The following is a 12,896-nucleotide window of genomic DNA, read 5'->3' as shown; positions in this document are numbered from 1 at the left end:
TTAAAGCAAAATTTATGCTACAAGAAGATACTTTTTCTTCTCTCTTTCAGTTAGATTTAATCCAGCAACTTGAGCTGGCGTTAAGCCATTAAGAGATGAATGAGGCCTAACAAAATTATAGAAAAATATGAACATGCTGATTAGGTTGTTGGCTGATTCAAAGGAATTAAAACCTTGCTTAGTCTTATACCAAGCTTTAAATTGATGATGGAAAGACTCTATTAAATTATTAGAAACATCATCTTTAAAGCTTTCAACGCGAATATGTTTAACAGAACTACCTAGCACAGATTTAACTGGTACTTTATAAGCACTATATCGATCGCTAACTATGGCATTAACAGTACCTAAATCTTTAACAGAATTAAGCAAAGCAAAAGCTTGGCTAGAATCTCTATAAGGCGATAAATGAAAACCTAAGACAAAGCGGGTTTCTGAATCTATGATAAACCAAATATAATATTTTTGGCCATTAATTTTTATAACTGTTTCGTCAGCATGCCATTCATCAGAATTAAAATCTAACATTGGTATAAGTTCCAAAGAGAGATTATTAAAGAATGGAGCAAACTTTTTACACCAATTGCTAATGGTAGTATGAGAAACCTTAACATTATGGGCTACTCTAAGTATTAAGGCAATATTTCTAAAAGAATTTTTGCCAAGGTAAAACATAGATAGAGCAGTAATAATTATATGCACTGGGTAACGCATACGTTTAAAATCATTCTTACCAACAAGTTTAGACATAGATGCAGGTAATATATTATTTGGTTTAGGAACAAACATAGAATAATTGCACTTTTTATCACAACAACGGTAATTAGAGTAGTATTCATAATCGTGATGAAGAAATGTTGCTTTACCGCAAACAGGGCAACGGGGGTATTTAGGCACCTTTTTAGACGTTGGTCTATCAGGAGCAAATTGGTGATTACATTTACGGCAAAGGTATTTTTGATAACCATCTCTATCTTTGCCATAGCGATAAAAAGAATCTTTATTATTGCATTTTGGGCACTTAATTGGTACAATTTTTTGCATGAGGACTTCATCCTTTCTGGGAGGTATTTGTTTTCTGGCAAAAACATTGTACCACAGAGGATTGAAGTCCTCAATTTTCATTTAAGTTTACAGAGCGAGAAATATGCGTGGGAGGAAGATGAATGAAAGTTGGAAAACATACGATATTTATGATCAAATTTATCACGTATTTTATTAATGGGGGAATAGAGAGGTATTTATTTGATATAGATTATTCTGGTTATGTAATAGAGCATTTTCCATATATGGAGAATGAGAACAGCGAATTAGCAGAAAGATTTGCTTATACTGTGGATCAGGCATATGAACTCGGAACATCTCTTGGTTTGTCAGATGAAGAGTTCAGAATGGAAATTGCCAATGCTTTCAATGAATGGTTGGGTGAAAAAAGACCCAACTTAATTTAGATGCACATAGGTTGTAAAAATTAAAGATTAAGTTTTGGTTGAAAAAGTTTTATCGATTTACAAAACTTTTCCAACCATTTTTATTAATGATTGTGTCATTCATGTGCGGGCCTGTTTGACGCTTACGAAACAACAACCTATACTTATGATTTGAATGGAAATATGCTGTCTCAGACCGATGGAGAAGGAAATAGAACAGACTATAGGTATAACGTAGTTAATAAGGTAGTTAAGATATGGAATATGGGTAGTGACAAAGTTGAATCTTATACATACTATCCAAACGGTCTTGTGAAAACAAAACAAGACAAAAACGGAGATATTACTAATTACGAGTATGATTGTCATGGAAGATTAAAGAAGAAATCGGTAGGAAGTTTGACAGTACAGTATACATACGATGGAAATGGAAATCAGCTTACCATAACTGATAGTACAGGAACTACAGAACGTACTTATGATGAACTTAACAGAGTAAAAACAAAAAAAGTACCTAATTTTGGCACAATAACCTACACTTACGATATTACTGCAGGTGTGGACTTAGGTTTTACAGCAGAGCAGAGCAAAGATCCTAAAGGCAATATTACAACAAAGGTATATGATAAAGCCGGAAGGATAAAGTACGTTTATGACGGAAACTTAACAAGTACGTCCAAAACAGAATACAATTATTATGACAACGGTAGCGTGAAAAATGTAATTTATCCGAATGGTTACAAGGAAGAATATACTTATTACAAAGATAACTTATTGTGGACTTTAAAGAATTACAAGAAGTCTGGAAGCACTGATGTAGTAATGGATTCCTACACCTATACCTATGACAGAGCTCACAACCAGACTAGTAAAGTGGAAGTAATAAATGGAGTTAATAAAGGTACAACAAGTTATACTTATGATGTATTGAACAGACTGAAGACTGTGAACGAACCAAATGGAAGAACTACAAGTTACGAATATGACAGGGCTGGAAATAGGAAGAGTGAGGCAGTTGTTTACAAAGGAGAGACCACTACTACGACTTATGAATACAGCAAAGATAACAGACTTATGTCATCTACCAAGAAACAGGGAGATAAGGTGGTAGAGAGAGAAATATATGGTTATGATTTTAACGGAAACATGACCTATAAGTCAAAAAGTACAATACAGTCCTATGATGTAAGTGAAGGGGAGTCTATAGGATTATATGCCGAAACCATGGGTGATTCTCAAGTAATAGTAAACAGCTATGACGGATTCAACCAGCTTATCAAGACCCAAATCGGCGATATGAACATAAGCTATGTATATAATGGAGAAGGATATAGAGTAGAGAAAACAGTAAATGACGCAACAACAAGATACATGTATGAGTCTGATAAAGTGGTACTTGAGACAGATGGTAAAGGCAATCAGACAGGAAGGAACATATATGGAACAAATCTGTTGATGAGGAAAGCAGGTAATGATACACTATATTATATGTACAACGGCCATGCCGATGTAACTGCATTAATTGATGCTTCAACAGGAGTTGTAAGGGCTAGCTACTACTACGATGCCTTTGGAAATATACAGGAGCAGAAATATTATACATCAAGCGGTAAAGAGACTTCAGAAAAGATAAACAACAGCATAACATATGCAGGTTATCAGTATGATGATGAGACCGGACTGTATTACCTGAATGCAAGAATGTATGATCCGAAAATTGCGAGATTCTTGCAGGAGGATACGTATAGGGGTGACATTAATGACCCGTTGAGCTTGAATCTTTATACTTATTGTGCTAATAATCCTATAATTTATTGGGATTATTCAGGACATAAATACAAGAATGAACTTCTAAAGTATGGTATGAAGGATGATAATGACATTATAATTCTTCAAAAGGTCCTTGTTTCTAAAGGTTATTTAAAAATGCCAGAAGGAGTGGATTATGGCTATTATGGCAAATTAACTAGGGATGCAGTCAAAAAATATCAAAAAGACCATGGGCTAGAGGATGATGGTATTGTAGGAGATAAAACTTGGGAGTCACTTGGGCTTTTGCTTGAAGGTCCAGAATCTAATTATTACGCATATAAACAGTATAACAATATTCTAAAGTCGGATCCAAAAGATCTTGCAAAAGCTAAAGTGAGTGGTAGCGTAAAGACTCAGTATGAAGCAAATATACAAAAAACAATAAAAGGCAGTAACGCAACTATAGCTAATGCTAAAAAAAGTGAACTGGAAAATATAGCGTCTAAAGATGATCAGAGTACGATTAATAATGAATTTGATTATTCTAGGGTATCAATACTTCAAATACGTGATAAAAATTATACTGACTCTAAAGCACTTATAAAATATGACGATCAGTATCTTCCTTTAAATATGGGGATATTTGTAGGAACTGCTACTGGTGATGCACAATTTGAATTAAATAATGAAGATGGTTTTATAGCTAAAGCAGGTGGTAGTGTATCTATAATCGAAGTCGATATTATAGATGAACAATGGGGAAGTGATGGTTTTGGTATAAATTCAGGTAGTAATTTTAAAATTGGAACAGCTGAGGGATATGCTGGATTATCACTTAGCTTAGAAGAAATAGGTCCACAGCTAGGGTTTGAAGTTGCTACATTTAAGGGTGAATTAGCATATGAGATTAACTTGTGGAAAGTTAATGTAGTTGTAAAGCCTTACTTTACTTTTTTGGGGTATGGGGCAAAAGCGAAAGCTGTCATAAAACCTGAAAAAATGAAGATGGAAACTGAGGCCGGAGGTACTTTTGGACCAGCAGGGATAGGTATAAATTTTGAGATAGGTTTTGATTGACAGAGATGTAGTAAACAATCTAATTAATTACATTAACATATGTTATGGCTGAAAGAATTTAAAACGTGCTTAATTATTATTCTGCATACATCTAGGTAAATTTAGTTATTGTATTAGCTTTTGGTTTACGGAAGCTTACAAATAAAAACTCTAGCATAGTATTGTAATCTATCATTAATCAAAAAAAATAGAAGGTACAATATATGCTAGAGTTTGATATAATATATTTTATTAAAATAAAATAGGATATTTAAATGACTTTGTTACCTAAGGTTACAGAATGAGTCTACTTGATTAAAGATTGTATACCTATATCAGTAATGACATTAGACAAAATTTAGTGGGAGTTTAAAAGATTAGTGAAGATTAGTTCGTTAGGTAATAGGTTTTATATAAAAATGGAGGTAAATGTTATATGAATAAACAATTAAATAAGTTTAATCAAATTTTTAAAAAAATTGTCTTTTGGTTTTGGATTTTCTTTTTTTCATTATCTTTTGTGAGTTTAATTTTATATTTAGTTTTATGGCGAAATTTTGTAGTTTTCATAATAGGTGTAGCAATGAATTTAGTGTTAGCAATTATTGCATTTTTTATATATAAAATTGTTTTTACAAAGATAAAGTAGGTGATTGAATGTTTGGAATGGAAAATAGATATTATAAAATAAGTTTAGGTGATCTTTTTAAAGCATTATTCTGCAAGAAGATATGTCCTAACTGTGGTGCAAAGCTAAAGCGTGTAAGAATTAATAACTTCTCACATAAAGGTAAATATTCGATAGCTGGTAATGTATATTATGGCAACATTTATAATGTAAAGTTTCATTATCATTGTGAGAATTGTTGTAAAGATTTTGAGGTAGATAGTTTGTGGAATAAAAAGTAAATGTAATCAATGAAACGCTATACGTAGTCTAAAAAAGTAGATCAACGTTAAAAGTACTCCTTGTCAAGTAGACAGTAAAATAAATAAAAAATCAATTATGACGTCAACCAACAATTTTGGTCGGCGTTATTTTTATACAGGTTTGATTCATTGTAAGCGTCAAAGTGTGTCCTGAAGATGAAATTGCGTAAGCGTCAAACAGGCCCGCACATGAATGACACAATCATTAATAAAAATGGTTGGAAAAGTTTTAAAAATCAACAAAACTTTTTTAACCAGAAATCTAAGCTTTAATTCTATAACCTATGTGCATCTAAATTAAGTTGGGTATCTTTCCGCTTAACCATTCATTGAAAGCGTTGGAGATTTCCATCCTGAACTCTTCATCTGATAAACCAAGAGATGTTCCAAGTTCATATGCCTGATCTACAGTATAAGCAAATCTTTCTGCTAATTCGCTGTTCTCATTCTCCATATATTGAAAATGCTCTATTACATAACCAGAATAATCTATATCAAATAAATACCTCTCTATTCCCCCATTAATAAAATACGTGATAAATTTGATCATAAATATCGTATGTTTTCCAACTTTCATTCATCTTCCTCCCACGCATATTTCTCAGGCTCTGTTCTTTTGGATTGCGGTATAAACACCTTAGCAGGTATTTTCATGCTACCAGGCAGAAAATCAGCAAATGTGCTCACATAACCAGGCTTCCCTAGATTAGGGGCTTGACTAAATATCCATGACAAATATTCAAAAGGATTCAATCCATTCTCTTTTGCTGTTTCAACAAGACTGTAATACACCGCGCTCGTTCTCGCACCACCTGGCGTATTACTGAAAAGCCAATTCTTCCGTCCGATTACGAAAGGCTTTATACTTCGCTCTGCACGGTTATTTGATATCTCCAATCGTCCATCCAGTATATACCTCTCAAGATATTTTCGCTGGGACTGCGCATATTGTACTGCTTTACCCAGATGGGTTTTGGGTAGTACATTTAATTTTCTTATCCAATCATAAAATTCATCTATGATAGGCTTTGATTGCTTCTCTCGTTCTTTTAACCGGGTTTCCGGGCATAGCAATGCAAACTGTTTCTCTAAATGAAACAGTTTATCACAATATGTTACTCCCTTTGCTGCATTAGATGTTGCTTGCTTTTCTTTGGGCAGGGCTTCCATCGCTTCAAAAAACTTTCGCCGTACATGGGCCCAACAACCTATTACAGTAATTTTTTCGGGCAGCTTGTAATACCCGTTATATCCGTCTGCATGTAAATATCCACTAAATTCTTTTAGAAATTCCTCCGGATGTATATGTTTTCTGTCCGGCTGGTAGTCATAAAGTATTATCTGATGTTTTGCCTCCCCGCTCGTTCGGTACAGCCACATGTAACTCTTCGACTGTGCCGCCTTCCCTGGTTCTTTTAGCACCTGTACCACTGTTTCATCTGCATGCAGTACCTCATGCTCACACAGCCGTTTCTTCATCTCCTCATATATCGGTTCCAGCCAATTCTCACAGGCTTTTATCAACCAATTTGACATTGTCTGCCTTGATATCTCAATGCCATTTTGTTTCCATTCCTGCTCCTGACGATATAAGGGAGACCCCATCATGAATTTTTGTGTAGCTATATGGGCAATTGTCTCAGGAGATGCAAAACTTCCCTTTATGACCGGTTCCGGTATATCTGCCTTTACAATGGAAGTATGGTCGGATGTTTTTTCACAGTTCCGGCATGAATAAACATGCCTAATATGACGCACTATTACCGCTTTTGCCGGAATAATCTTCAACTCATCACGAGTTTCCTTTCCCATTGTATGCAATTCACTACCGCATTCCGGGCAAATACATTCCTTTTCGGGTAACTTGTGCTCTATTACCTCCACCGGTAAATCTTCAGGAAGTTTATCTGTTGTTAGACGTGTTCTCTTACGGTAATGAGCTTTTACTTCTATCCTTTCTTGCTCGGTAATAGCTAAATTATGAGTCTCTTCCTCTTCATTATTAAAAAGATTGATTTGCTCAATCTTTGTTTGTTCGCCAAGATAACACCGAATTGTTTACGCTTTGAAAGGCGTATTTGTTCCATGAACCATTGGACTTGCTGTTCCAACTCGGCAATCCTGCGATCCTTTTCTTCAATTATACCAAGTAATTTTTCTACTGAAATTTCTTGTCTCTTCATGGGATAATATTACCATAAAAATTACATTAAATCCAGCTTTTTGATCCTTTTTTTGAATTTCTTCTTACGAAATTTGACGCTCTAAAACTTCCTTTCTCCTGAGCTTTTTCTCTAATCTGGCACTATCAATAAGACAAGCTAATTCGTTTACATCAAGAAGCATTGTGGTTGAATCTTCTTCTGTTGGCCAGCGAAATCGCCCTCGTTCTAGCCTCTTAAAGTACAGCCAAAACCCATCTCCATCCCATTCAAGGATTTTTATCCTGTTTCTATTTCTGTTACAGAACACAAACAGTGCATTCATAAACGGATCAAGTGAGAAACTTTCTTGTACCAGTGTTATTAATCCGTTGATAGATTTCCTCATATCCGTTAATCTTCCGCAAAGATACACTGGTTTTTCATTCCATCTTATCATAACGACATCAACACCTGGCAAACTTTTTTCAATAATTCTAAGTCTGTTTCCGTATTTACAGTGACATTACAGCCATTAATTTTAATTTCCAGTGTAGCTTTTGCAGGGTACACCGGTTTCGATGCAAGCTGCATCCATCCACTTGGTACTTCGATTTTGGGTTCTTTTACTTCTTCAACTACTGTACACTTTGCTTCACTGACTTTCTTTTGCCAATAGTAGTATGTGGCTTTGCTTACTCCATTCGTTCGGCAAAACTCTTTGATACTTTGCCCACTTTCAAGCCGGTTTTGTATTAATTGTGCCCACCTAGATAATTGTTGTTCAGTTGTTACTTTTTCCATGTCCATACAATCACTCCGTTTATTCTTTTTTACAGTGATTGTATCAACTATGCAACCATTTTACTATGTGATGATCTATTTGACGGTTACGAAATTGCGACAAAAGGAGGGGGAATAAACGCAATGAATCATGCTTTGTAGGAGATGAGAGTAGGCCTCTCTGTTTTTTGCAATAATTAATTCCTCAGTTATGAAAAAATTTTTCCCCAGGCACCGGTGGGGATTTTTTATGTTAACCTTGCCTGATTAATGAATTTTTCATTCTCTCACTATCACCATTAAAAATTAGCAAGTGACAATGATGTAGCAATCTGTCTATGAGCGCTCCTGTCATTTGTTCATCATAGAGCACATTAGTCCATCTTGAAAATTCTATGTTGGTTGTGATGATTATGCTCTTTCTCTCATAGCATTCAGATATTATTTCGAATAAAAGCTGTGAACCATCTCTGTCTAGAGGAATATACCCCCATTCATCAAATATCAAAAGATCATTTTTCATAATTTGCTTGATAAAACCCGAAAGTTCTTTGGCTTTCTTTGCCTCTGAAAGCTTGTTTACTAAAGCGGCTGTTCTGAAGAACTTTACTGATTTACCTAACTTACATGCTTCTATACCTATAGCCGTTGCTAAATGAGTTTTTCCAGTTCCTACATTCCCATAAAACACTAGATTGCTCTTGTCTCTTATGAATTCACATTTTCTTAAATAATCAATATTTATACTCGCAGGAACAGTAACTTCGTCAAATTTAAACGCTTCCAAGGATTTCATTGTATAAAATCCTGCACTCTTTATCAGCCTATTTTGTCTGGTCTTTTCTCGGTGCTCTATCTCAAGCTTCAATAATTTGAGTAAGTATTCCTGATGACTGTCCGCAGTTATCTTTTGACTGTTTTCCACCATGTTTTGACTAATTTTTAAAGCCTTACAGCAATCTGCTATTTCAAGACTTAGCATAAGCTACCACCTGCTTCCTTTATCAAAGCATCATATGCAGAAACGTCGGTAACAACCTTTTTAAGTTTTGGTATACCCTCTGGTACTCTAGCAGGTTTTAGATCAAGTTCAGGAGTATTTAGCCTGCTGAAAAGAGCCGTCAAGCTATCTGCATCCGCTGCTCCATACAAAAGCGCTTCACTTACTGCTTTTACTGCTGTTTCAAAGTTTGATTTCTCACAAATCGTTGCTATCGTTTGAAGAATTTTTCCCCTTTCAGGTCTCGAACAAGTTTCTATATACTCTTTCATAGGATGTGGCAGCATAGTATATATTCCAGTATATTTCAATACTCCAGGTCTTTTGGCTAGAGTATTAAGATGGGGAAGCCATTTCATGCTCTCCTGCTTAGTATCACCATATAGTCGAGTATGTTTGATTGTTTCTCTGTATTTTTCATCAAATATAATTACCTCATTAGCTGTTATCTTGATATTAATTTTTTCATTTGCATATTTAGGAGATGTAGAATATTCGTGGATTCCATTATTTAGTGTAAATTTCCCATACCCATTTGTTTTTACGGTTAAATATTTTCCTGTATCAAATTCTACAGTTGGTAGTGGTATTAATGATTTTCTATCTTCAATATGCAATTCTGATATTTTTACTTCTTTTCGATAATGTTCTCTATCAGCATCATTATCACATTTTATTAAAAGTTCTTTATTGAATTCTTCCAGATTAGTTATTTTAGGTACAGGAACAAACATGTTCCTTCTGTGATATCCCACTTTTGACTCAACTGATCCCTTCTCATGACCAGAGTTAGGATTGCAAAACACAGCTTCAAAGTTGTAGTGTTCTTTAAACCTCAAAAAATCATCTGTTAAATCTCTATCGCCTCCTTTTAATACTTTTGAAACTATGGTGCTAGCATTATCAAACCATATCCTATAGGGTACTCCCTGAATATGCTTAAATATATTGATAAGTCCTTCAAAAAGGACATTCCTGATTTTGACCTTTGAAAAGCTGAGTATATCCTTGATTGCTGTATGGGAATGAAATATTTATGTAGTAACCATTGTATAATCTATCGTTTAGATAGAAGTCTGCTTCACCAAAGTCTACCTGAGCTTCTCCTGGCTTATGTTCCAAAGGCAGGTACCCATCTGATTTTGCATATATTTCTTTTTTCTTCCCTCTAACATAATTTGATACTGTCTTGTAACAACAATCAAATTCATCTTTATATATTTCAATTAATCTTTCATAAATCCGTTTTGCGGTATGTCTCTGTTTTCTTCTTGCTGTCTTATCTTCCATAAGCCATTTGTCTATGGTATCCTTAAAAGGTTTAAGTTTTTCTGGTCTTCCTCTTTTTGCAATTTTATCAATGGGATATTCATTCCAATCTGTTTTGTCTATATACTTTCTTATAGTTTTTCTATCAAAGTTGGTTTCCCTAGAAATTTGACTAATGCTTATACCTTGTTCATAATACATTTTTCTGATATGATTTTTTTGAGTCATTGATAGCATCCTCCAGTTCCTCCTTGTAAAAGATTGGTCTCTAATACAAGGATAAATTTAAATGGTGGTGCCTTCAATGGCTTTTTCATTTCTGGGGATTTATTAATTGCAAAAGTGGGGAATTCTTTTTTCACTTTTGTCCATTTTTATTTTACATTAAACAGCCTCTCGAAATCGGTATTCAGGTGCAGGTTTCAAACTGCCTGTAGGTGCTGCAGTCAAAAGCTGTGGTATTGAGCGTTACAGGAAAAGGTTGATGAATCAATCAAGTGCGTACCAAGAAGCTGAATGAAAATGAACAATCGAGGAAGCGTCGTTAATACGTAAATACAGTCGAAACCGGGTGTTTTTGACCACGCGGGATAAATCTGAAGGGAACCTGATTACTGTTCAGATGGCTGTCGGCGTAGAGATTGCAGGAGCTTGGTACAGGCTCTTACAAGGAACAGGAGAAGTCTGTGCTCTAATGTAAAGTGAAAAATCCAAGCGAAGGAATGACAAGGATGAAAGTAGCGATGTAGAGCATAGATGCGGAAGAATTCGTAGTAGTGTAGAAGTTACTGTAATGGTAATGGAGCGAAGGGATTCTGTTATCTATACTTCAGAATTTAAACAACCAGAAATGGGAGGATTTAATGGAAGAAGGAAAGTCGTTTGAGATTTCACGACATCAAGTCCTGGAAGCATACAAACGTGTAAAAGCGAATCATGGTGCAAGTGGAGTTGATGGTGTTAACTTTGAAGAATTTGAAAAGGAGTTGAAGAACAACCTATACAAGCTATGGAACAGGATGTCATCAGGTAGCTATTTGCCAAAAGCAGTAAAGGGAGTGGAAATACCAAAGAAAAACGGGAAGAAAAGGTTACTGGGGATACCGACAATAGAAGACAGAGTGGCACAAATGACCGTCCGCATGAGCTTTGAGAAGTTAGTTGAGCCTATATTTAGTAGTAATTCATATGGATATAGGCAAAACCGTTCAGCAATTGAAGCGGTAGCAGTAACCAGGGAAAGGTGCTGGAAAACGCCATGGGTATTGGAATTTGACATCAAAGGACTATTTGACAATATAGACCACGAATTATTAAATAGGGCGGTAAGAAAGCATACAGAGAGCAAATGGATTATCCTGTATATTGAGAGGTTTCTAAAAGCAGCAATAAAAATGCCGGACGGGACGATACAGCAAAGGAAATGCGGAACACCACAAGGAGGAGTAATAAGTCCGGTTTTAGCAAATCTCTTTATGCACTATGCATTTGACATGTGGATGAAGAGGGAATTTCCGGGGAATCAATGGGTAAGATATGCAGACGATGGAATAATTCACTGCAAAACAAAGGAAGAAGCGGAATATATTTTAGGAAAACTAAAAGAACGAATGCTTAAATGTAAACTTGAGATACACCCGGAAAAGACTCGCATTGTATATTGTAGAAGTGACAAAAATACAGAAAGACACGAGCACGAATCCTTTGATTTTCTTGGGTATACCTTCAGGAGAAGGTTAGTCAAGAGCAAGTATGGCAACTTCTTCAATGCATTTACTCCGGCAGTCAGCAAAGAAGCAAGTCAAAAGTTTAGGGATAGGATAAGAGAAATAAGAAGGAACAACAAAATAGTATCCATAGAAAAGCTTGCGGAAGAAATGAATCCAGTAATACGGGGTTGGGCTAACTACTTTTCAAAATTTTGTTCAAGGGAAGCAATAAAAGTATTAAATTATGTGAATCTCTCATTAATCAAGTGGTGTAGGAAAAAGTATAAAAGAATTAGAGGAAGTAAAGGAAAAGCATATAGATATCTGGCACGTCTAGCAAAATCTAAATCTGATTTATTCTACCACTGGAAAATAGGGATACGTCCGACGATTGGATAACAAGAGCCGTATGATGGGAGATTATCACGTACGGTTCCGTGAGAAACTCGGGGTGAAATTCCCCGGGTTTACTCGACCAGATCATCACATAGTAGAATGGTTGCGAAGTTGATACAATCACTGTAAAAAAGAATAAACGGAGTGATTGTATGGACATGGAAAAAGTAACAACTGAACAACAATTATCAAAGTGGGCGGAATTAATACAAACCCGGCTTGAAAGTGGGCAAAGTATCAAAGAGTTTTGCCGAACGAATGGAGTAAGCAAAGCAACTGTAATGAAACGTTAGAGCTCAAAGATTAGGTAATGCTAAATTAGCAAAAAAGATTGTAGCTTGCTTGTTTTTATTGCTAAACAGTTCTTATTTTCGCCTAAGTAGAAATTAAAGTCAATGAAAAACATTCACAGTATGATATAATGTAATTG

General features: G+C 35.2%; 9 protein-coding genes and 2 pseudogenes. 4 read left to right on the top strand and 7 right to left on the bottom strand.

From position 1 onward, the window contains the following. Positions 1 to 12: 12 nt before the first annotated feature. Positions 13 to 1,044, bottom strand: coding sequence for an IS6 family transposase (locus CLOCL_RS15545; RefSeq protein WP_014254860.1), 1,032 nt, complete (start codon positions 1,042 to 1,044; stop codon positions 13 to 15). A gap of 122 nt (positions 1,045 to 1,166) precedes the next feature. Between CLOCL_RS15545 and CLOCL_RS15540 the strand changes: the two genes are divergently transcribed. After that, positions 1,167 to 1,451 carry a hypothetical protein gene (locus CLOCL_RS15540; RefSeq protein WP_014253716.1) on the top strand — a complete coding sequence of 95 codons (285 nt, stop codon included), beginning with the start codon at positions 1,167 to 1,169 and terminating at the stop codon, positions 1,449 to 1,451. A 162-nt stretch (positions 1,452 to 1,613) separates the two neighbouring features. Then, positions 1,614 to 4,259 carry an RHS repeat-associated core domain-containing protein gene (locus tag CLOCL_RS15535; RefSeq protein ID WP_041715214.1) on the top strand — a complete coding sequence of 882 codons (2,646 nt, stop codon included), beginning with the start codon at positions 1,614 to 1,616 and terminating at the stop codon, positions 4,257 to 4,259. A gap of 1,201 nt (positions 4,260 to 5,460) precedes the next feature. Here CLOCL_RS15535 and CLOCL_RS15520 read toward each other — a convergent pair. The 6 genes and pseudogenes from CLOCL_RS15520 to istA form a co-directional block, all read right to left on the bottom strand. Then, positions 5,461 to 5,745: a hypothetical protein gene (locus CLOCL_RS15520; RefSeq protein ID WP_014256230.1), complete on the bottom strand. Its 285-nt coding sequence runs from the start codon at positions 5,743 to 5,745 to the stop codon at positions 5,461 to 5,463. Next, positions 5,742 to 7,351 (bottom strand): annotated as a pseudogene (gene tnpC / locus CLOCL_RS15515) (IS66 family transposase). The gene CLOCL_RS15520 and the pseudogene tnpC overlap by 4 nt, the downstream one beginning before the upstream one ends. Before the next feature lie 64 nt (positions 7,352 to 7,415). Continuing rightward, a complete protein-coding gene (tnpB, locus tag CLOCL_RS15510; RefSeq protein WP_014253715.1) occupies positions 7,416 to 7,769 on the bottom strand; it encodes an IS66 family insertion sequence element accessory protein TnpB in 354 nt (117 codons plus the stop codon). Further along, complete coding sequence (gene tnpA, locus CLOCL_RS15505; RefSeq protein WP_014253714.1) at positions 7,766 to 8,119, bottom strand: IS66 family insertion sequence element accessory protein TnpA; 354 nt, start codon at positions 8,117 to 8,119, stop codon at positions 7,766 to 7,768. The genes tnpB and tnpA overlap by 4 nt, the downstream gene beginning before the upstream one ends. Before the next feature lie 226 nt (positions 8,120 to 8,345). Further along, positions 8,346 to 9,074, bottom strand: coding sequence for an IS21-like element helper ATPase IstB (istB, locus tag CLOCL_RS15500; RefSeq protein WP_014256229.1), 729 nt, complete (start codon positions 9,072 to 9,074; stop codon positions 8,346 to 8,348). Beyond that, positions 9,068 to 10,589, bottom strand: a pseudogene (istA, locus tag CLOCL_RS15495) (IS21 family transposase). Before istA ends, istB begins: the two are co-directional and overlap by 7 nt. A gap of 635 nt (positions 10,590 to 11,224) precedes the next feature. Between istA and ltrA the strand changes: the two are divergent. Then, a complete protein-coding gene (ltrA, locus tag CLOCL_RS15490) occupies positions 11,225 to 12,469 on the top strand; it encodes a group II intron reverse transcriptase/maturase (protein WP_014256228.1) in 1,245 nt (414 codons plus the stop codon). 149 nt (positions 12,470 to 12,618) lie between these two features. Then, complete coding sequence (locus CLOCL_RS15485) at positions 12,619 to 12,759, top strand: helix-turn-helix domain-containing protein (protein ID WP_014256227.1); 141 nt, start codon at positions 12,619 to 12,621, stop codon at positions 12,757 to 12,759. The last annotated feature ends 137 nt before the right edge of the window (positions 12,760 to 12,896 follow it).

Source organism: Acetivibrio clariflavus DSM 19732, from assembly GCF_000237085.1.
GTDB classification, from domain to species: domain Bacteria; phylum Bacillota; class Clostridia; order Acetivibrionales; family Acetivibrionaceae; genus Acetivibrio; species Acetivibrio clariflavus.
The sequence above is the reverse complement of the archived record's forward strand: the minus strand, read 5'-3'. Positions and strand labels throughout refer to the sequence as shown.

Bases quoted from the DNA above. Each gene is read 5' to 3' on its own strand.
- CLOCL_RS15545 (WP_014254860.1), bottom strand. From the start codon at position 1,044: ATGCAAAAAATTGTACCAATTAAGTGCCCAAAATGCAATAATAAAGAT.
- CLOCL_RS15540 (WP_014253716.1), top strand. From the start codon at position 1,167: ATGAAAGTTGGAAAACATACGATATTTATGATCAAATTTATCACGTAT.
- CLOCL_RS15535 (WP_041715214.1), top strand. From the start codon at position 1,614: ATGCTGTCTCAGACCGATGGAGAAGGAAATAGAACAGACTATAGGTAT.
- CLOCL_RS15520 (WP_014256230.1), bottom strand. From the start codon at position 5,745: ATGAAAGTTGGAAAACATACGATATTTATGATCAAATTTATCACGTAT.
- tnpB (WP_014253715.1), bottom strand. From the start codon at position 7,769: ATGATAAGATGGAATGAAAAACCAGTGTATCTTTGCGGAAGATTAACG.
- tnpA (WP_014253714.1), bottom strand. From the start codon at position 8,119: ATGGACATGGAAAAAGTAACAACTGAACAACAATTATCTAGGTGGGCA.
- istB (WP_014256229.1), bottom strand. From the start codon at position 9,074: ATGCTAAGTCTTGAAATAGCAGATTGCTGTAAGGCTTTAAAAATTAGT.
- ltrA (WP_014256228.1), top strand. From the start codon at position 11,225: ATGGAAGAAGGAAAGTCGTTTGAGATTTCACGACATCAAGTCCTGGAA.
- CLOCL_RS15485 (WP_014256227.1), top strand. From the start codon at position 12,619: ATGGACATGGAAAAAGTAACAACTGAACAACAATTATCAAAGTGGGCG.